Genomic DNA, 21398 nt, shown 5'->3' on the forward strand with positions numbered 1-21398 from the left:
CTATCGGTGGTATAGATAATGGCCTTGAAAAAATCAGAACTTTATTCTTCTCTCTGGTCCAGCTGTGATGAACTGCGTGGAGGTATGGATGCCAGCCAGTACAAAGACTATGTGCTGGTGCTATTGTTCATCAAGTACGTAAGTGACAAATACGCAGGTGTTCCCTATGCACCCATCACTATTCCGGAAGGTGCAAGCTTTGCGGATATGGTTGCACTTAAGGGTAAGCCGGATATCGGCGACCAGATCAACAAGAAGATAATTGCTCCATTAGTCAGTGCCAACAAACTGTCTGATATGCCAGACTTCCACGATGCTACTAAACTTGGCAGCGGTAAGGAGCAGGTGGACAGGCTGACCAACCTCATCGCCATCTTCGAGAACCCGGCCCTTGATTTCTCAAAGAACCGCGCTGAAGGCGATGATATCTTGGGTGACGCTTACGAGTACCTTATGAGGCACTTCGCAACGGAAAGCGGTAAGAGCAAGGGCCAGTTCTATACTCCTGCCGAGGTAAGCCGGATCATTGCACAGATACTTGGAATACGTCAGGCTGATACCACAAGTTCCACCACGGCCTATGATCCTACATGCGGTTCAGGCTCTCTGCTTTTGAAGGTTGCAGATGAGGCGAGGACCAAGATAACTCTCTACGGTCAGGAGAAGGACGCTGCTACATCGGGTCTTGCTCGCATGAACATGATCCTGCATAACAATCCTGAAGCTCTTATATGGCAGGGTAATACCCTTGCAGACCCCAAGTTCGTTGAGGACGGTATACTCAAGACCTTCGATTATGTGGTCGCCAATCCTCCTTTCAGCGATAAGCGCTGGAGTACTGGTCTGGACCCTCTACACGATACTTATGAACGTTTCAAGCCCTTTGGCATTCCGCCTGCCAAGCAGGGAGATTATGCTTATCTGCTGCATATTGTCCGCTCACTCAAGAGTACAGGCAAAGGTGCTTGTATTCTGCCCCATGGCGTGCTGTTTCGTGGCAATGCAGAGGCAGACATTCGCCGTAATCTGATACGCAAAGGATACATCAAGGGTATCATTGGCCTGCCAGCCAACCTGTTCTACGGTACCGGCATCCCTGCATGCATCATTGTTATCGATAAAGAGGAAGCCCATAACCGCAAGGGTATCTTTATGATCGATGCCAGTGCGGATTTTATGAAAGATGGTCCCAAGAACCGGCTGCGTGCCCGGGATATCCATAAGATCGTGGATGTTTTCACAAAGCAGACAGACATCCCGAAATACTCGCGGATGGTGAGCTTTGAGGAGATCGGGAAGAACGAGTTCAACCTTAATCTTCCGCGCTATATTGACAGCCAGCAGGCTGAGGACCTGCAGGATATCGAAGGCCATCTGCATGGTGGTATTCCCACTGCTGATGTGGATGCATTACAGCGTTACTGGGATGTCTGTCCAGAGCTTCGGCAAACCCTGTTCAAAGCGAATAGACCCAATTATCTGGCCCTTGCAGTGGATAAAGCTGCTATTAAATCCACTATCTACGAGCATCCTGAGTTCTCTGCTTTTATCTCTGGCATGAATGCGCATTTTGCTGTGTGGCAGGAGCAAGCTTCGGCTATGCTGCGAGAATTGCAGGCGGACAGCCATCCGAAGGAAGTTATAGCCAAGTTATCCGAAGACCTGCTTGCTCATTACGCAGATAAACCACTCATCAGCCAATACGATGTGTATCAGCATCTGATGGATTACTGGGAGACAACGATGCAGGATGACTGTTACCTTATTGCAGATGAAGGCTGGAAAGCTAAGACCTATCGTATCATCGAGAAGGATAAGAAAGGCAAGGAGAAGGACAAGGGCTGGACCTGTGACCTTGTGCCAAAGTCCTTCATCGTAGCCCGTTTCTTCGCCAAAGAGCAGGAGATTGTGGATAAGCTTACGGCTGAGCTGGAAAGTGTCACAGCCCGCAGCACAGAACTGGAAGAAGAAAACAGCGGTGAAGAAGGTGCTTTTTCAGAACTTGATAAGGTGAACAAAGCTAATGTAACAGCTCGCCTGAAGGAGATCAAAGGCGACAGGGAAGCTCAGGAAGAAGCTGCTGTACTTAATGACTGGCTGCAACTTGCCAATGAGGAAGCTGACCTGAAGAAACACCTCAAGGATGCCGAAAATGCACTTGATGCCAAAGCTTATGCTCACTACCCACAGCTTACCGAGGACGACATCAAGACGCTGGTAGTGGACGACAAATGGCTCACTGCACTGGATACTGCCATCCATGGCGAAATGGACCGTATCAGCCAATCCCTCACCCAGCGTGTGAAGGAACTCGCAGAGCGCTATGAAACCCCCATGCCTCTGATGACAGAACGTGTGGCTCAACTGGAAGCAAAAGTGAATGGGCACTTGGAGAGGATGGGGTTTAGGCTATGAGTACAGAATCAGTTGCTGAGAGCATACCACCGGGATATAAGCAGACTGAGGTGGGGGTGATACCGGAGGATTGGGAAATTGTAACATTAGGCAATGTTGTTACCAAGTTTATACATGGCGGTACACCCTCTACTAAACATGAAGATTATTGGAAAGGAGATATTCCTTGGATAACAGGTGCAGATATTCTTAATCAACAAGTTTCAGAAATAAGGCGGTTGATTACTACGGATGCTGTTAAGAATAGTTCCACAAACATCGTAAACAAGGGCAATCTCTTACTCGTTTCAAGGACCGGCGTAGGTAAGTTGGCAATTGCATCTTGCGATATAGCAATAAGCCAAGATTTTACTGGTATATGCACCAAAAACGATAATCTGAGTACTGAATATCTCTTTAGATTCCTTGATATGAACCAATCTTTTTTAAAAAATCAGAATCAAGGAACTTCAATATTAGGAATAACGAGAGAAACTCTTTCATCAATTCTTATTTTTTTCCCTCCCACCCTCGCCGAACAAGAAGCCATCGCCACCGCACTCTCCGATACGGATGCCCTCATAGAATCCCTGGAGCAGCTCATCGCCAAGAAACGCCAGATCAAGCAAGGTGCTATGCAGGAGTTGCTGACTGGGAAGAGGAGGCTGCCGGGGTTTGAAGTAAAAAAAGGTTACAAGCATACAGAGATAGGGATGATTCCAGAGGATTGGGTAGTTAAAACTCTTGGATCATTCTGTGAAATTGTTGCTGGTCGTGACTTAGTAAGAGATGACTTTTCGCCAATTGATAGTGATATGCACAAATTCCCTATATACTCAAATTCAATTGCTGATAAGGGGCTTTACGGATATTCTAAATCTTACCAGTATGAACCAGATAAAATCACAGTTACAGCTAGAGGTGACGTTGGACATGCATTCTACCGAAGCATGAAGTTTAGTGCAATAGGACGTTTGCTCGTTTTGTCATCACAGCAGCAGTATGATCTTCGATTTATTACTGAATATATTAACAATTTCGTAGATTTCGCTCTTGAAAGCACGGGTGTACCTCAACTCACTGCCCCACAAATATCTAAATATGCCATTGCTCTCCCATCCAACATAACCGAACAAACTGCCATCGCCACCATCCTCTCCGATATGGATGCAGAGATCACCGCATTAGAAGAAAAACTTTCCAAGACCCGCCAGATCAAGCAGGGTATGATGCAGGAACTGCTTACAGGGAGGATACGATTGGTATGAAAGAGAACCAGCATGTTGAATGGAAGGAGAACTGGAGAGACGAATATCTGAAATGGATATGCGGGTTTGCAAATGCTGACGGCGGTCTGCTGGTTATCGGGCGCAATGACCGGGGCGTGACTGTGGGTGTAAGCAATGCACGCAAACTGCTTGAAGACCTTCCCAACAAAGTCCGAGACGTGCTGGGGATCATGGTGGACGTTCGCGTGGTCGAAGAAAACGGCAAGGAATTGATCGAAATCAGGGTTGAATCATATCCCAGTCCCGTCAGCTACAAAGGTGAGTACCACTACCGCAGCGGCAGCACCAAACAGGAACTCAAAGGCGCTGCACTGGAGCAATTCCTGCTGAAGAAACGCGGAAGGCACTGGGATGGAGTGCTGGAACCATCGTTCACCGCACGATCTTGCAGCACCGAGGCCATTAGACTGTTCAAGGAAAAGGCCATGAAAAGTGGTCGTATGGGCCGGGCCGTGTTGCATGACAGCACAGAGGTTATACTCGAGAATCTGGAACTCGTGGAGAAGCACGGCTTGAAACGTGCTGCATGCCTGCTATTTTCTGACCGCCCGGAACAATTTGTCAGCGGGTCCTGGATCAAGATCGGCTTCTTTGTGACAGATGACGACCTTCAGTATCAGGATGAGGTACATGGCAATCTCTTCGATCAGGTCGAAAAAACACTGGAGCTTCTGCACACCAAATATCTGAAAGCCTACATCAGTTATCAGGGCCTGCAACGTGTGGAAACCTTCCTCTTCCCCTACGCTGCACTGCGTGAAGCACTGCTCAATGCAGTCGTGCACAAGGACTACAGCAGCGGTATCCCTATTCAGATCAGTGTATATAACAACAAAATAGTTCTCTGGAATCCCGGCAACCTCCCCGAAAACTGGACAATGGAAAGGCTACTGGGCAAGCATCCATCCAGACCTTTCAATCCACTGCTTGCCAATGCTTTCTTCCGGGTAGGTTATATAGAGGCATGGGGCCGCGGTATCGAGAAGATCAACCGTGAATGCAGAGAGCACGACATACAGCCACCAGAATATGATTTTGGTATGGCAGGTCTGATGCTGACGTTCCAGGCCAATCCGGCCCATATGCGTGCAGACATTTTGGATCAGGGTAGTACTACCCCAATTGCTACCCCGATTACTACCCCAATTACTACCCAGGACAAACTGGTATCCTTGATCCTTGCGAAACCTGAGATCTCTCAACAAGAACTGGCAGAGGCCCTGGGCCTGACCCGTGGTGGTATTAAATATCACCTGAATAAAATGAAGCTGGATGGGGTGCTCCGACATGTTGGTCCGGCCAGAGGTGGAAGTTGGGAGGTTTTGAAATGAGCAACATTGGTCAGCCTGAACGTGCCACACAAGACCGCATCATCTCTTTATTCCGCTATGAGCTTGGTTATCGTTACCTCGGCAACTGGATCGACCGCGACGGTAACAGCAACATCGAGGAAGAACTACTGAAGGCCTACCTGATAGAAAAAGGCTACACTCCCAAGCAGACCAGCATAGCTCTACACAAACTGCGGACTGAAGCCAACAACCACAGCCGTAATCTTTACAGCAATAATCAGGCCGTCTATAGCTTGCTGCGCTATGGTGTGCCTGTAAAGACCGAGGCAGGCAAGGTCACAGAGAGTGTGCACCTCATTAACTGGCAGGAACCGCAGAAGAACGACTTTGCCATAGCCGAGGAAGTCACCCTCAGGGGTAATCGTGAGCGCAGACCTGACATTGTGCTCTATGTGAACGGTATCGCCATAGGTGTGCTGGAACTTAAGAACAGCCGCATCAGTATCGGTGACGGTATCCGTCAAAATCTTTCTAACCAGCAGCCTGAGTTCAATGCATGGTTCTTCAGTACCGTGCAGTTAATCTTTGCAGGCAATGATTCCGAAGGCCTGAGATACGGCACCATCGGCACTCCGGAGAAGTATTTCCTCACGTGGAAAGAGGAGGAAGAGGACGACAGCCGCTTCAAGCTCGATAAATACCTGCTCAAGATGTGCAACAAAGCAAGACTCATCGAGCTCATGCACGATTTCGTGCTCTTTGATGGCGGTATCAAAAAACTTCCAAGAGTGCACCAGTATTTCGGTGTCAAGGCAGCACAAAAACATGTCCTGCAACACAAAAGCGGCATCATCTGGCACACCCAGGGCAGCGGTAAGAGTATTGTCATGGTACTGCTGGCCAAATGGATACTGGAGCACAATCCCAATGCCCGTGTGGCTATAATAACAGACCGTGATGAGCTTGATAAACAGATAAAAGGAGTATTCACCGAAGCCGGAGAAGATATTGTACGCACCACCAGCGGCCGGGAACTCCTGAGTTTGCTCAGTCAGGCCCAACCCCGCCTGCTCTGCTCTCTGGTACACAAGTTCGGCCCCAAAAATGTGGATGATTTTGATGCGTTCATCAGAGACCTGAAAGCACAGCCCAGCAAGACCGTAGGTGAGGTCTTTGTATTCGTGGACGAATGCCACCGTACCCAGAGCGGTAAACTGAATACAGCCATGAAGGCAATTATGCCAAATGCAGTATTCATCGGTTTTACCGGTACTCCCCTGCTCAAGAAAGACAAACAGACCAGTCTGGAAGTGTTCGGGGGTTACATTCACGTCTACAAGTTCAGCGAGGCCGTAGAGGATAAAGTGGTGCTTGACCTGGTCTATGAAGCCCGTGATATCGACCAGCGTCTTGGTTCCGAAGCAAAGATCGATGCATGGTTCGAGGCCAAGACCAGAGGTCTCAATGACTGGCAGAAAGACGAACTCAAGAAACACTGGGGTACCATGCAGATGGTGCTCAGTTCCCGCTCCCGTATGGATAAAGTAGTAAACGACATAATCTTTGATTTTAGCGTAAAGCCCCGCCTGTCCAGTGATCGCGGTAATGCCATCCTGGTAGCATCCAGTATCTACGAAGCCTGCAAGTATTTCACCCTTTTTCTGAATACGCCATTAAAAGGCAAATGCGCTGTAGTGACATCCTACAATCCGCAGTCCAGGGACGTGACCAAAGAGGACACCGGCGCCAACACCGAAACAGATAAAGAGTTCATCTATCACACATACACTGAACTGCTCAGGGATATCGAATCCAATCCGGGCATGACAAAGACCGAGACCTACGAAGAACATGCCAAGACACTGTTCGTCAAACAGCCAGCTAACATGCAGCTGCTCATAGTGGTGGACAAGCTGCTCACAGGCTTTGATGCGCCTCCCTGTACTTATCTTTACATCGACAAATCCATGCAGGACCACGGTCTGTTCCAGGCGATCTGTCGCACTAACCGGCTGGACGGTGAGGACAAGGATTTCGGCTATATTGTAGACTATAAAGACCTCTTCAAGAACCTGGTCAATGATAAAGGCACAGGAGCCCTGCAGGTCTATTCCTCTGAACTGGACACAAGTTCCGGCGGAGCCGACCCGCAGGTGCTCATGCAGGACCGCCTGAAAAAAGGTAAGCAACGTCTTGATGATGCATTGGAGGCTCTGGATCTGCTATGCGAACCTGTAGAACCGCCAAAGGGAGAATTGGAATATATTCACTACTTCTGTGGCAATACGGAGATTCCGACGGACCTTCAGGAACGTGAAACTCAGCGTGCTGCACTCTACAAGGCCACTGCTTCGCTATTTCGTGCTTATGCCAATATTTGCGACGAAATGGAAGCTGCAGGCTACAGCACTTCGGCAATAGCCCGTGTTAAACAGCAACTGGAACATTATCGGAATATCCGGGAAATAATTCGCAGGGCCAGCGGTGAATCCCTTGATCTGAAAGCCTATGAAGCCGACATGCGCCATCTTATCGACACGTATATAGAAGCATCAGAACCCAGAAAGATCTCTCCGTTTGATGATATGCCTCTGCTGGATCTGATAGTAAAGACTGGGATCGATAAGGCCATTGCAGCTCATCTTGGCAACCTGAAAGGGAACACGACTGCTATAGCAGAGACTATCGAGAACAATGTCCGTAGCAAGATCATCAAAGAGCATCTGAACGATCCCGCTTATTATGAGAAGATGTCAACTCTGCTGGATGAAATAATAGCTGCCAGAAAGGCAAAAGCCATAGAGTATGAAGAATACCTGAAACGTATAGCAGACCTGGTAAAGCAGGTGGAAGCTGGCCATGCAGACGATACTCTTGAAGCACTGAAGACAAGTCCTGCACTGCGTGCCCTTTACAACAACCTGCAAAACCACGTAAATATTCCAGAGGCAATAGCAGAACCAGGTGGTGAATACGTAGTTGCCAGCGATCCAGTACTGAACCTGGCAGTGAAGATCGATGAAACAGTAAGACAAGTGCGTGCTGATGACTGGCGGGGTGTGGAACCTCGCGAACGGGTTATCAAGCAGGCTCTGTTCGGTATCCTGAAAGACGTAGCTGAGGTGGAACGTATCTTCCTTATAATCAAGGCACAGAAGGAATACTGATGGTCACTCAGATCGAACTTGGTGATATTACTGTAGACGTGGTGCTGAAGGACATCAAAAACGTTCATCTGAGCGTGTATCCCCCTGCCGGGAAGGTTAGGATTTCTGCGCCACTGAGAATGGATATCGATACAATTCGTGTCTTTACTATTTCCAAGCTGGGCTGGATCAAGCAGCAGCAAAGAAAGCTTCAGGAGCAGGAGCGTGAAACTCCCCGTGAGTATCTGGACCTTGAAAGCCATTACGTATGGGGGAAACGTTATCTGCTCAAGGTGATCGAGGTAGATGGAGCACCTGCAGTTAAATTGAAACACAGCAAGATGATCCTACAGGTACGTCCTGGAACTGATGAAGCAAAGAAGCAGGCTATTATTGATGCATGGTATCGTGAGCAGCTCAAAAAAGCAGTGCCTCCACTAATTGCAAAATGGGAAACAATGATGGGTGTGAAGGTAGAACTTTTCTTTGTGCGCAAAATGAAAACAAAATGGGGAAGCTGTAACCATCGTGCATTTAGCATCCGGCTTAACACTGACCTTGCAAAGAAACCGAAGGATTGTCTTGAATACATCGTTGTGCATGAAATGGCACATTTGTTAGAACCGACACACAACGCCAGGTTCGTAGTACTGATGGACCAGTTCATGCCTAAATGGCAGTTCTACCGGGACAAATTGAACAGGTTGCCTGTCAGCCATGAGAATTGGATTTATTGATACAAAATAGTGAAGTTGAGAATGGTCACTAAAAAGACAACTATGGTAACTAGTTATCTAAAGAGAGGAGAGAAGCCCGCCAGGGTGTTTTTGATGGCTGACGCATTTATGCATTTGTTCTGCGTTTGCCTGATGGTCTCATTAGGCACTGTAATCATTCCCAATTGACTATTTAATGTCTTTGATGCTATCGATTCTGATTATAGTACTCATTATGAGCTCTATACTATTTAACAAACTTCAGATAGAATTGACATTATACAAAGTTATACTAATGGCAAATTCTTCAGGTGTTAAAAAAAGAATTCTATGGATATAATCAAAAATGAGCCAACGGTTTAAAATAGGTAGTCCTGTTCCCAAAATATCAGTTCTGCAGGTCCAGTGTGATCAATTGTTCGATCAGTGTGTTCCCCAGGAAAGATCTACCGAATTAACAACCTGGATGCTCAGGCGTATAACACGCCGCTCTTTTACTTCCCCAGAACCTTCTTGATCTGACCTACCGCGTCTTGTGCCTTGCCTTCTGCCTTTTCAATCGTACCTTCGGCTTCCAGGTGGGGATCATTTGTGATTTGCCCCACGGTCTCCTTGATCTCTCCCTTTACTTTGTGAATGTTTCCTTCCACTTTATCCGTTGTGCTTGTTTTCATGTTACTCCCCTTTCTAAGTTGCGTTAGAATCTTGGAGAATTATCACAGCTATGGCATCTTTTCAAGAGATACGAACCGAAAAATGATAAGAATTGTCGGCATTACTGCTATGATACCCCTACTTAACCCTACTATTACTATAATGCACTACTTCTCCTTAAGACCCGCGCCTAACTATTTCATTTATTGATTGAGTATCAACTTTAGCAAAGCATATACTGCATAAAAACATACATGAGATGGATGGAGACTAGAAAGATCAAGGAACTTGCAGTCACTGCACTAAAGAATTGGAGAGAGAATAACTCCATAATTGATAGTGCAGCCCTGTCTTTTTACTTGCTGTTGAGCTTACCGGCCATTCTCCTCTTCTTCGTATCCTTGGGAGGTATATTTTTTTCCTCCGGGCAAGTTCAGGATAATATTATAGAGTATATGGAAGGAATTCTTGATTCTAGTCTTATTGAATCATTGAAGGCTTTTATTGCAAATATGCCCGCTACAGACTCTCTTTCTTTAAGTGCATTGGCAGGCCTTCTTCTTCTGATGTGGGGTGCAGGCAATGTGTTCAGGCAATTTAAGAACTTCCTCTACAGGATATGGAATGTTCCGCTTTCACAAGGAAAATTTGCCCGGAATTTTCTGAAAGATGGTTTGCTTTCAACCATAACGGTAATTGTTTTTGGTGGATTGATCGTGCTCATTACTTTAATAGAAGCCCTGATGTTCGCAGGTTCAAGGACCTTACACACATATCTGCCATTATTTGGTGTTCTTCAGTATGTGGGACCGGTTGTGGCCTTTGTGGTCCTTGTGATCCTTTTCATTTTTGTACATATTATATTGCCAGACATTGATATGGATCTGAAATGCCTGGTAGCAGGTTCTGTGATAACTGCTGTCCTGATCACCATCGGAAAATATGCTGTGGGATTCTACGTGACACATAGCGACATTACTTCGGTCTATGGTGTCATTGGATCCATAATTGGTCTGCTACTATGGATATATTATAGTTCCATTGTAGTAACCCTTGGAGCTGAGTTCACTAAAGTTTATTCACAAGACTCAGCAGGTTCCAAAAAGCTTTAAGTTGTTCTCTGTTACCATATGATCAAAGAGGAATATCCCATTAACCAGAAGGTTAGGACTTATTGAAAGTCAGATTTTCCGATGATGGCAATCGCTTTTGACCATGTGTCAACACAAGAAGTGGCCCGACCGCAGCGGTATGATTTCCGCGCGCTCTATATCATATTTATAACATTGGTCTTGTCAGTACCGTCTTTGATTTTATCTATTTCGGACTCTTCTATCGCATCTCCGAGGAGATGCTGCAAACTAACTGGTTCATCGCCAGTGTGATCACTGAACTCCTCCTTATGTTATCCATTCGGTCGTTGTTGCCAATTGAAAAGGCCGGCTGGCCGGCTCCTCTCATTGTATTTCTATCGGCGGCAGCATTTTTGATTACGCTTGCGTTACCGATAATCCCGTGGACCAGTGCCTTTTTTGAGTTTACAAAACCCACACCAGCACATCTCATACTCATTGTGTCGCTCGCGATCCTCTACCTCATTATCTCCGAGCTTGTGAAGCGACCGCTTGCCCGTTTCTTAAGCAAGAACGACTAAACTTATCGGGATATGGTCAAAGCATTTCCTGTAGCGAGAATATAGGTAAGTGTTGGAAAAGGGTGTGAGAGAAGTTTTGAAACGGGCTTCGTAAATGAACAGGCAACCCAATTATATTAATAAAAAAGTAAAAAAGTAACATGTTGCTGGTCAAAAACACGCAACATTCCAATAAGTTGATTGTATTGGTCAGATCTTATTTTGCAGTTTTCTGCTGGCTCTTCATCTTTTCAAGCGCATCTTCAAGTTCCTTTATCTTGAGTTCATTGATCTTGTCCTCAAGATCTGCGAGCTCCTTATCAGTTTTAAGGACTGTAGCATGGATCTTTTCAACAACGTTCTTCTCCAGGTTAAGTCTCTCTTTATTGATTTCGCTAACCAGGTCTTCTGCCATAGCTTTACCCTCTTCCATGCTCAGAGCACCGGCTTCAACTTTTTCGTTAACGAACTCTCTTATTCTCTCTTCAGACAAAGCTGCTAAGCCTGCACCTATCAGCGCAGCTGCTCCAAGAAGACCTACTTTTGTCATTTTTTCCATATATAAACCCCCATTAATACATTAAAAACTCTAACGTTTAATATTTAGGTAGTATTTAAACCACTCCATAATAAACGTAAGAATATCCACACAGGAGAAATCCAGAAATACCCCACAATTTCACTTTGTACTTCCAGACTTATATAAGGATAGGTGCAGTTGTGATATAAAGCTACTGGGGTATGTGAAGCAAAGAAATTAGAGATCATATTTACTATTAACTTAACTTTATGGTTGCGGACGCATAACACGCCGCTCTTTTACTTCCCCAGAACCTTCTTGATCTGACCTGCCTTTTCCTGTGCCTTGCCTTCTGGCTCTGTTCCATGAATGATATAGCTTTAAAGTTGACATTGTTATTGATATTAAGAAGAAGTGGTCTGATATTGACATGATTCTAATTTTTCATGCGCGGTCTATTTGATCAAAGGAAGTTTTTCAGCAAGTGTCAAGGACTTTGCTCCAGTCATCAGATAACCGCTCTGCCTGCTGCAATACTAATTGGATAGCTTCTTCCTGTTTGTCAGGCGGATACTTATACCGACGCAGGGTTATACGTACCAGATTGCGTAGTTTTGCACGGACACTATCCCGCTTCTGCCAGTCCACTGTTGTGCTTTTTCTCAGCTTGTCCGCTAGTTCCTGTGCGATCTTCTTAAGAGTGTCGTCACCCAGTTCACGAACAGCACTTTCATTATCTGCCAGCGCATCGTAGAATGTCCAGCAGGCTGTTGGACTATTGAATCATGCGAAGAAAAAGCAGGTGCTTCTGCACAAGAAAACTTAAAGGGAGCAATACAACATTCTTTGCGTCCTTGCGGCTTTGCGTTGATTTACCTTAGATGCACTTATTACCAATATACTCAGCCTACCTTCTTTATTTTCCTTGTGTAGCTTAGTTCTGATCACTTTTCTGACCATCGGGTTTTAAATTCACATCTGCATTTATTCAGTGTTTTTTACCCTGATTAATACCCTGGTTTTTGTCCACTACTTCTTCAAAGCTGGTCTATTTAATTGTTAGTCCTTACTTGTTGTTCCTGTCACAGTCTTTAATAAATTTTTTAATTTTGATCTCCAGATGTCTTTTTTCCTGTGCCTGTGCACCTTGAAGTGTTCCTACTCGGGAAAGTGCTTTTGCAAGATAACTTTTAGCTATGTTGAGATCCACCGCACTGAAGAAGATGGCAACATGCAGGTATAGTTCCGGATCATCACCGAATTTTTTGCTGACCCTTTTTGCCAGGCTCTTCATTAGTTCAAATTCTTTCCGATCTTGCAGTTGCATAAGATAAACTGAGAACAGATCGAAATGCTCCGGGCTGTGCTCTGCCAGGAAACCGAACTTCTCATCATCGTCCATTGCAAAAAACTCACTTTCGATACGTGTCTTTTCCATTTCATCGTCAGTGAACGCTTTTTCACTCTTCATCAGAAGTTGGTCCACATCTTCCTCGGAAAGGTGCATTTTTTTGCCAAGCTTTTCTATACGCTCTTCATATTGCTCTTCTTCTTTGGCTGTGTAGACCCCCAAAAAATAACAGATCCATTTTAAATAGGCCTGTTTATCCCCCATCCATGATCTGTTGTCGATAGACCACAGAACATAGTCAATGACCAGCTTGAATTCATGAAAGGTGATCGGTTTTTTTTCAAGAGCATCTGCCAGAGGCCCAAGCATCAACACTTCAAAAGGATGCGAGAAATAACTGACATCCTTATCAAGGTTCATTTTTATGTTCCTTAGAACCGAGATAATTTCCTTGTCAGTGATCTTATTGTCCTGCTCGTAATAATAAAGCGCTATACCTCCCTCAATGGTTCCTAAATACTCGCTATATTCCGTCTCTTTGTCCTGAAGACTTCTGATCTGTTTAACTTCCGGTGTATCCGGCTTGAGAAAAACGCTCAACGATACGCCAGCATCCAAATGGTCAGTGTTATTAGAGTTCATATCCTATCCTCTTCAGATTTTCCTTTATCTTCTCTTCCAATTTCTTAGACTTAGTGAACTGCTCTGATAACTGCAGGGATTTGAGTTTTAGTGAACAATTGTCCCGGCAGTGCCACCATGCACTCCACCAGATTGGACCGTAATTTATCTGCCGATGTCCAAAGTTTGCTCAGCCAAGGGGTTCATAAACTCAGATCAATTTGGGGATATTTTGATAGTAATTGAAATATTAGTTATTTGACTTTTGACAGTCTGATTTAATTCCCTTCCCTTATATTAGTATGCTTTCTGTGTATCTCTAATATTGAGGTTCCAGCCTATTGAGTATGGTTATGAAAATAGTCTGCATCCCGTTCCTGAATAAACAACCCAAAATATGGGAGTTGAAAGGTTAATAGGAGAAAACTGGATAAGGTAACTTTCCAACACGGACACGGAACCTGAAAGGTGATATGCCAATTCTTCCAGCAATTTATAACATGTGCATTGATTTAATAGTTAAAAGAATTTGTTGTTCTGATTTTGTGAAAAATATAAGAAAAATTGGTATGGATATTACTTCTTGAGCAATAGCCGTTCATCTATCGGATGATAGACCGTAGCAGCTTCAATGAGCTCTGTGGCGGTGTTCTTAGGGAAAGAATGTACTTCCACACGTACCCCGGAAGCCTTGAGATGATTGACAAGAGCCGTGAAGTCCCCATCACCTGTAACCAGTACTATTGTATCGACTCTGGTGGATATGGAGATCGCATCAATGGCTATACCCATGTCCCAATCACCTTTAGTTGACCCGTCAGGTCTTGATTTCAATTTTTTGGACTTTACTTCCCATCCAATGTATTCTATTACCGACTTAAAACCAGACTGGTCTATTTCCTTTGTTTCCACAACATAGGCTATTGCACGGATAAGTTGTCTTTCTCTTACCACAGCACTTAATAATTTTCCGAAATCTAATTTAGCATAGTAATAATTTCTGGCCGAATAGAACATATTCTGCACATCTGCAAACACAGCCAGTCTTTGGTTTGTGAATATCTGTTCCTGATTATCCTGATCCTCTGACCCCATTGAGTTCACCTGTTTATTAAAATTTAAGAGTGTTTAGATAAAATATTGCATTTTTGTGCTGTTAGATGTAGAAAGTTAGCTATATGATAATTTCAATAATGTTCTATCCTATTTAAGCACGATCATATCTTCGGGCTTTCCAGAAAGATATTTTGACAAAAACTGGATGATAAATAACATTCAAGTATTTTCAATCATCAAGTCCCTTTCTGCCGAAAATATAATTAGCCACTCTGAGGGCATTCCTGTCTCCTGTTTCCTTCTCGCACGAGTCACTTAGCTTGACTACAGGAATATCATTGATACTATGCATTTTGATCACTATATTAAGAGGAGGACTTGTCCGGAAAAAGTCCTGATTATTAGTAAGATTTGTGCCAATACCAAAACTACAGTTTATCCTGCCTGCGCAGTGTTCTTTAAGCCTTATGACATCTGCAGCATGCAGGGAATCACTGAAAACCACTACTTTTTTCATTGGGTCTATTCCCATTGATCTGTAATGCCCGATCACCTTATCAGTAAAACCTAAAGGATCACCACTGTCATGCCTCACACCATCATATAGCTTGGTAAGCCTGAGGTCGAAGTCAGCAAAAAAAGCATCTGTGCCGAAGGTATCCGAAAGAGCTATGCCCAGGTTGCCTCCATATACCTTCACCCAGTTATCAAATGCAAAATAATTAGCTCTGCGCAGACTCATCAGGGCAGAATTGCCCATGATCCATTCATGTCCGATGGTACCCACAGGACTTATTCCATATTTTCGTGCAAGATACACATTGCTTGTCCCTGTGAAGCAGGGCAGACCGCATAAAACCTCTACTACTTTGTCCTGCAATCTGGAACTCCGCCGCCTGCGGGTCCCGAACTCCGTGAACAGACAGCCATGTCGTTCAAGTTCTTTACCGATTGAATGGATCTGCTCTATGTAATGCTTGAGCACGACCTCTTCTCCTGCGCCATCGGAAAATGACTGCTCTTTCCAGCTTTTTTCCACTGTGCTGAAATATAGCTCCGACACTGTAGCCATAAGCGCCACTTCCCAGAGAATGGCACTATGCCAGGGACCTTTTATCCTCATGTCAAGATTATTATCCTTGGTAAGTTTCACACTTACCTCAGATGGATCAAAACGGTAGTTTTTCAGATATTCCAGGTACATGGGCTTGAAGAACGGGCAGGCTGACCCCAGCCAGCTGTACTCCTCTTCGGTCAGCATGATATAAGGAAAGTGACTATCCAGGATATTCCTGATATCTTTTACAAAATCTTCATTAAAGCGCTGTCCACCCCTGTTTATGAAACGATATTCCACATGTGCCTCAGGGAAAAGTTCCAGTACGGCCATCTGCATACTTAGCTTGTACAGATCATTGTCCAGTATAGATTGAATCACACCTGATCTTCCTGCATATTCTGTGGATATATGCCTGTACTTTATACCTTATGTGCCTGTCGATTATATGCCGGAAGATATAGTATGGAGAATGCCTGTACAGACTGTCAGTTATAATTAAGCAATTAAGCGAGAGTTTAAGATAATTTTTTAGAATGTTAAGGCGCAAAGACGCTAAGTCTCAAAGAAGCAAATAAAACTTTTTACGTCTTTGCACCCTTACGACTTTGCGTTAAAGATGATTTGACATAACAAATGAAATGCACAATAAACAACACACAATAAACAATGCACAACAAGGGAAATGATATGACAAGTTACTTAAAAACATATTAAAATATATCACAAAAAGAAAAAAGTAAAGATCAGATCAATTGATTGGTCTCACAAGAATCTTTGAAGCCATACCTTTACCCAGTGCATATTTACAGCCGCTTATTTCGACTATCAGGGAACCCATATGATCCCTGGTCACTTTTATAGGGCAGTCCTCAATAAAACCCATAGCTTTCAGGCGGTCTGCAAGTGATCTGCTTGCATTGATCCCTGCAACCTTGGTTTCAGTGCCTTCGGAAACCATTGCAAGGGGGATAGGTGGGGTCATAATTCATACCTCTGCGACAATAGTTTTTAGTTTTTCTGTCAAATGCGGTCCATTCAGTATCCGAAACTTCGGATCAGAATGCTTTTTGGTCCATGCATATTAGATATGACTAACATGATTAGACACTTCTATCTATGCAGTTTTAGTATATAAGCTTGTCTGCACTATAATATGTAGGTATGACTAATAGTCTGGCCAGTTATTATAAAACAGGTTGCCTGTGAAATGCATTTAAATGATGTTGATGTTGGCATATCTCTTGTTTTTGAAAGATCATGCCTCCTAAACACAAATAAACGATAAGCAACAAATAGATCCTTAGATAAAAGAACATCCTTATATTTTTCAATAAAATGGGAGTAAGACCAATGAGCGATACAGCAGATAACAGGGATCAGGTTTCTGAGGGCGGATCCAAAACACCTAATTTTCTCATAAATGAAAAAAGTCCTTACCTGCTTCAACATGCATACAACCCTGTACAATGGTACCCTTGGGGTGAAAAGGCTTTCGAAAGATCAAGAGCTGAAAATAAGCCAATCTTTCTTTCCATTGGATACTCCACATGCCATTGGTGCCATGTCATGGAAAAAGAATCCTTTGAAGATCCTGATGTGGCCAGGCTCATGAATGCTACATTTATCTGCATTAAGGTCGATCGCGAAGAGAGACCGGATATAGACAGCGTCTACATGGCTATCTGCCAGGCCATTACAGGAAGAGGAGGATGGCCACTTACAATATTAATGACCCCTAACAAGGAACCGTTCTTTGCAGCTACGTATATCCCAAAGAAAAGCAGGTTCGGAAATCCCGGAATGCTTGACCTCATACCCCACATAGCGAAGGTATGGACGCAGCAGCAGGAGGATATACTGCAGACCGCCAGAGAACTAAAAGCTGCTCTGTCCCCTCAGATGGTACAGGCTTCTGCTAAAAGCACAGGTACTGAAATTAACGAAAAGACCCTGCACAGTGGGTACTCACAGTTACTTTCTGCTTTCGACTGGCAGGCAGGAGGATTTGGCCGGGCTCCAAAGTTCCCCTCTCCACACAACCTTACATTTCTCCTCAGATATTGGCAGCGTACAGGAAAACTTGAAGCATTGCAGATGGTAACAAAAACCCTGGATGGCATGCGCGGGGGAGGCATATATGACCATGTGGGATTTGGTTTTCATCGCTATTCCACGGATGGTCAGTGGCTGGTACCCCATTTTGAAAAAATGCTCTACGATCAGGCAATGCTTATCATGGCATACACCGAAGGTTTCCAGGTGACAGGTATTGAAGATCACAGGCAGGTAGCAGCAGAGATCATAGAGTATGTACTGAGGGACATGTGCTCTGCTGAGGGAGCTTTCTACTGTGCAGAGGACGCAGATAGCGAAGGGATGGAAGGTAAATTCTATCTCTGGAAAAAAGAAGAGATATATGATCTACTTCCTTTGGAGGTGGCAAATCTTGTATGCAAAGTATATGACATATCATCCGAAGGTAATTATAAAGAGGAAATATCAGGTATCTCCACCCGCCAGAACATACTGCATCTTGCCAGGCCTATGCAAGAAGCAGCACAGGAACTGGGGATTTCTTTAGATGAATTGAAGGCAAAGCTTGAGCCAGCGAGAAAAATACTTTTTGCAGCAAGAGAAAAACGGGTGCATCCTTCAAAGGATGATAAAGTGCTTACAGACTGGAACGGGCTGATGATAGCTGCCCTTTGCAAAGCGTCCAGGGCTTTTGAAAGGCCGGAATATGCACAAGCGGCATCCAGGACTGCAGACTTCATCCTGCAGCACATGTCATCCCATGATGGCAGGCTGCTGCATCGTTATCGGGATGGTGAAGCCTCAATTTCTGGTTTTCTGGAAGACTATGCCTTCCTGGTCTGGGGTCTTATCGAATTGTATCAGGCCACCTTCGAAAAAAAGTATCTTGAACATGCTCTGCGGCTTAATTCCCTGCAGATAAGGGATTTTATGGATGTCGAGGGGGGATTCTTCCATACTGCAAATGATTCTGAGACCCTGTTGTTCAGGAACAAGGATCTATATGACGGAGCAATGCCCTCCGGGAACTCTGTAAGCGTATTGAACCTTTTGAAATTATCCCGGCTAACAGGCGATACAGACCTTGAGGAAAAAGCCTCTACATCAATGAAAGCATTCTCCGGCCAGATAGATGCGATGCCTATGGCATATTCTCAATTCCTGCATGCTCTGGACTTTACCGCTGGTCCGGCTTACGAAGTGGTCATTGCAGGAGACCCTGATGATCCGAATACCAGAGAAATGATATCCTTAGCAGGCAGATCATTCCTTCCGAACATGGTGCTGCTGCTTCAAGGAAAAAACAATATAGGGGAACTTGCCCCATATACCAAAGATATGTCAGCAACAGATAGAAATGCCACAGTCTATATTTGCCAGGGTTACAGTTGTAGCATGCCAATAATGAGCATTGGCTCATTCAGGGAATTCATATCATCTATTAGTGATAAATGGCATGCTACCGATTGATTTTGATTATAACAATGTGAGTGCAGATCTGACCTTTAAGAGTAGTTTAGGATACAGAAAACCGAATACTTAGAACATATATAATGACAAAAAAAGTCAAACCTAAAAATACAGCGCCTTATGCACCGCATCCATCGGATCAGCATAGAAGGACAGCTGGAATTTGCTCAGCAGGTCTGAAGGCACAGTGCCCAGTTTAGATGTGGATGAGGCAGGTATCAACACCCTCTTAGCCCCGGCATCAAGGGAGACTTGCAAGAGCTCGGAAAGGTTATCTATATTCAGTATTGAACCTCCTATGGTCATTGTTCCGATGATGGCAGTTTGCTCCTGGACTGGCCTTTCCATAGCTCCTGAACAGAGACTTATGAAGCCTGCAAGGGCCAGGCCGTCTGACAAACCGACTCCGTACAGGTCCTGTATGTTCATGAAATAGTCATTTTCCTTTGTGGATATTGATTGGCTTATGGATTTTGCATTTGCCTTGAAGTAGTTGATAGCAGTCCTTATGGACTCTCTGGCCTTTGAATTAGAGCTTAAACCGGAGGGTTCGTATTTACCTGTACCTGAGACAACCTGCAGTTCTGTTTTATAAACGCCTATCTTCCCGGAATCGGTTGCTGACACAGCATAGACCTGGCCGGGTTTTGTAAGACCCGGAGGAATGATCTTATTACCACTTATTTCGGGGACATTGACAAAGTGCTCTTCCATGTTATCATTGTCAATATAGGAGAAGTTAACATCGAAGAATTCCATGCCTCCCATCCTCTTCAATTGCTCCTTGACCCTTCTTCTCCCTACAAGTGCATACTCGAGGATCTCCCTAGCATCCTCTTTTGTGATGTTCTCATCGGGATATATGAGTTTGGCAAGACCGGAGAATGTTTTCTTGACAGCGATAACATCTCTTTGGTTCAGGTTGTTGCCGAGTTTATAGTATTTGAAAAGCACATCAGTGAATGACCGTTTTCTCATCTCCCTCAGGAACTCGGCCAGATAATCCACTATGAACCCATATCTGTCAGTGAAGTGCTCGGGTCTGAACTTGGGAACTTCCCAGCCTGGCAGGTAGTAGTGCATCCTGTCGAAAAATGCACTGTCGTTGTTCATCTCTTCAGGGAAAGGAACGAAGAGATGTGAGGTCTTGAGCATCGAGGAGACGCTCTGGTTGATGTTGCCTACGAATACAATGGACGCATTGGCATTTATCTGGTCCTTGCCACGGGCAAAGGAGCCGGATGCCATGTAGTCTTTCATGATCTGTATGCCATCCTTATCCTTGAACTTGATACCTGCAACCTCGTCAAAGGCTACAACATCCCACAGGCCAACGAGCCCGACCTGCCGTGTACCCATATTGTAGAATAGGTTGGCGACAGTTGTCTGCCCGCCTGAGATAAGGATGGAATTAGGGGATATTTCTTTGAACACGTGGGATTTGCCTGTGCTCCTTGGACCAAGTTCACAGAGGTTGTAGTTGTTCTCTATCAAAGGAACTAGCCTTTCCATCAAATGCCATTTTGCAGGAGTTTCCAGTTGAGTAGGCTCCATGCCTATGGACCGCAAGAGCACATCTATCCATTCGTCCTTGGTAAAGTTCTTCCGCTGATCAATGATCTCTGAGATGTTGATGTTGGGGATCTGTATGGGTTTGAGGCTTGCAATGACAAAAGGAGAAGGCAGCATTTCAGCGCTGTATTCCATTTTAATGATGCACCAGATGCCACCGCCCAGCAGTTTGTCGTACTTTGTGACGTATTCCGGGTCTACCTGCACCTTGGAAAGTCCCAAGTGTGAAAAAACAGCTTCGTAGATGTCTCTTTTTTCATTCAGCTTTACGGAGACCTTATCGATGATGGTATAGTAACCTGTTTCCCGTATCTTGGATTTGATCTTCTCTGCCTCATCAGGACGCACGTAGTTCTCTGAGAGGATGTTCTTGACTTTCCTGACACCCTGCTCTATGAGTTCTTCGTCATCGGTAGCGCAATTCGCACCCAGCAGGTATTCCAGGACGTAGACAGGGACATTGTGGCCTACTTTTACCAGCTTTGTCAGGTCTTTCCTGACCACTCTGCCCTGGAAATATGTGTTCAGTTTCCTGTCAGTTGTTATGTCTGTGTCTGCTTCTGGCATGGGTGTCCACCGATGTTATTTGA

Annotated in this window: 15 protein-coding genes and 1 pseudogene; 8 read left to right on the forward strand and 8 right to left on the reverse strand. The window is 44.7% G+C overall.

Going from position 1 to position 21398, the window contains the following annotated elements; all coding sequences use genetic code 11:
* The first annotated feature begins 18 nt into the window (after positions 1 to 18).
* Genes METHO_RS06540 through METHO_RS06560 form a run of 5 tightly spaced genes read left to right on the forward strand, consistent with a single transcriptional unit; the run spans position 19 to position 8858 of the window.
* Entirely contained in the window at positions 19 to 2415 is a 2397-nt protein-coding gene (locus METHO_RS06540; RefSeq protein ID WP_015324747.1) for a type I restriction-modification system subunit M, read from the forward strand.
* On the forward strand, positions 2412 to 3662 hold the full coding sequence (locus METHO_RS06545; protein ID WP_015324748.1) for a restriction endonuclease subunit S: 1251 nt from the start codon (positions 2412 to 2414) through the stop codon (positions 3660 to 3662). Before METHO_RS06540 ends, METHO_RS06545 begins: the two co-directional genes overlap by 4 nt.
* Entirely contained in the window at positions 3659 to 5014 is a 1356-nt protein-coding gene (locus METHO_RS06550; RefSeq protein WP_015324749.1) for an ATP-binding protein, read from the forward strand. The genes METHO_RS06545 and METHO_RS06550 overlap by 4 nt, the downstream gene beginning before the upstream one ends.
* The gene (locus METHO_RS06555; protein WP_015324750.1) at positions 5011 to 8142 is read left to right on the forward strand and encodes a type I restriction endonuclease subunit R; all 3132 of its coding nucleotides are present in this window, start codon (positions 5011 to 5013) and stop codon (positions 8140 to 8142) included. Before METHO_RS06550 ends, METHO_RS06555 begins: the two co-directional genes overlap by 4 nt.
* Complete coding sequence (locus METHO_RS06560; protein ID WP_015324751.1) at positions 8142 to 8858, forward strand: M48 family metallopeptidase; 717 nt, start codon at positions 8142 to 8144, stop codon at positions 8856 to 8858. Before METHO_RS06555 ends, METHO_RS06560 begins: the two co-directional genes overlap by 1 nt.
* A 473-nt stretch (positions 8859 to 9331) precedes the next feature.
* Here the strand turns inward: METHO_RS06560 and METHO_RS06565 are convergent, their stop codons facing one another.
* Complete coding sequence (locus METHO_RS06565; RefSeq protein WP_015324752.1) at positions 9332 to 9511, reverse strand: CsbD family protein; 180 nt, start codon at positions 9509 to 9511, stop codon at positions 9332 to 9334.
* A gap of 243 nt (positions 9512 to 9754) precedes the next feature.
* Here METHO_RS06565 and METHO_RS06570 point away from each other — a divergent pair, with 243 nt between their 5' ends.
* Together METHO_RS06570 and METHO_RS06575 are read left to right on the forward strand one after the other, a co-directional pair.
* Positions 9755 to 10603 (forward strand): YihY/virulence factor BrkB family protein, encoded by an 849-nt coding sequence (locus tag METHO_RS06570; RefSeq protein ID WP_015324753.1) that lies wholly within the window; start codon positions 9755 to 9757, stop codon positions 10601 to 10603.
* Between the two features lie 203 nt (positions 10604 to 10806).
* A complete protein-coding gene (locus METHO_RS06575; protein ID WP_245546370.1) occupies positions 10807 to 11145 on the forward strand; it encodes a cation transporting ATPase C-terminal domain-containing protein in 339 nt (112 codons plus the stop codon).
* Between the two features lie 196 nt (positions 11146 to 11341).
* Here the strand turns inward: METHO_RS06575 and METHO_RS06580 are convergent, their stop codons facing one another.
* The 6 genes and pseudogenes from METHO_RS06580 to METHO_RS06600 all read right to left on the reverse strand — a co-directional run bounded on the left by METHO_RS06580 (position 11342) and on the right by METHO_RS06600 (position 16714).
* Positions 11342 to 11683 (reverse strand): hypothetical protein, encoded by a 342-nt coding sequence (locus tag METHO_RS06580; RefSeq protein WP_015324754.1) that lies wholly within the window; start codon positions 11681 to 11683, stop codon positions 11342 to 11344.
* 438 nt (positions 11684 to 12121) lie between these two features.
* A pseudogene (locus METHO_RS13295) lies at positions 12122 to 12391 on the reverse strand (type I restriction enzyme endonuclease domain-containing protein); the annotation flags it as partial.
* A gap of 319 nt (positions 12392 to 12710) precedes the next feature.
* On the reverse strand, positions 12711 to 13637 hold the full coding sequence (locus METHO_RS13115) for a hypothetical protein (RefSeq protein WP_015324755.1): 927 nt from the start codon (positions 13635 to 13637) through the stop codon (positions 12711 to 12713).
* A 555-nt stretch (positions 13638 to 14192) separates the two neighbouring features.
* Positions 14193 to 14711, reverse strand: a complete 519-nt coding sequence (locus METHO_RS06590; protein ID WP_015324756.1) for a LabA-like NYN domain-containing protein — start codon at positions 14709 to 14711, stop codon at positions 14193 to 14195.
* A gap of 190 nt (positions 14712 to 14901) precedes the next feature.
* The gene (gene pncB, locus METHO_RS06595; RefSeq protein ID WP_015324757.1) at positions 14902 to 16110 is read right to left on the reverse strand and encodes a nicotinate phosphoribosyltransferase; all 1209 of its coding nucleotides are present in this window, start codon (positions 16108 to 16110) and stop codon (positions 14902 to 14904) included.
* Between the two features lie 370 nt (positions 16111 to 16480).
* A complete protein-coding gene (locus METHO_RS06600; protein WP_015324758.1) occupies positions 16481 to 16714 on the reverse strand; it encodes a FeoA family protein in 234 nt (77 codons plus the stop codon).
* A gap of 368 nt (positions 16715 to 17082) precedes the next feature.
* Here METHO_RS06600 and METHO_RS06605 point away from each other — a divergent pair, with 368 nt between their 5' ends.
* The gene (locus tag METHO_RS06605; RefSeq protein WP_015324759.1) at positions 17083 to 19236 is read left to right on the forward strand and encodes a thioredoxin domain-containing protein; all 2154 of its coding nucleotides are present in this window, start codon (positions 17083 to 17085) and stop codon (positions 19234 to 19236) included.
* Positions 19237 to 19338: 102 nt separating this feature from the next.
* Here METHO_RS06605 and brxL read toward each other — a convergent pair whose 3' ends face one another.
* Positions 19339 to 21375 (reverse strand): protease Lon-related BREX system protein BrxL, encoded by a 2037-nt coding sequence (gene brxL, locus METHO_RS06610; protein ID WP_015324760.1) that lies wholly within the window; start codon positions 21373 to 21375, stop codon positions 19339 to 19341.
* Positions 21376 to 21398: the final 23 nt, after the last annotated feature.

It is taken from the genome of Methanomethylovorans hollandica DSM 15978 (assembly GCF_000328665.1).
In the GTDB taxonomy this organism is placed as follows: domain Archaea; phylum Halobacteriota; class Methanosarcinia; order Methanosarcinales; family Methanosarcinaceae; genus Methanomethylovorans; species Methanomethylovorans hollandica.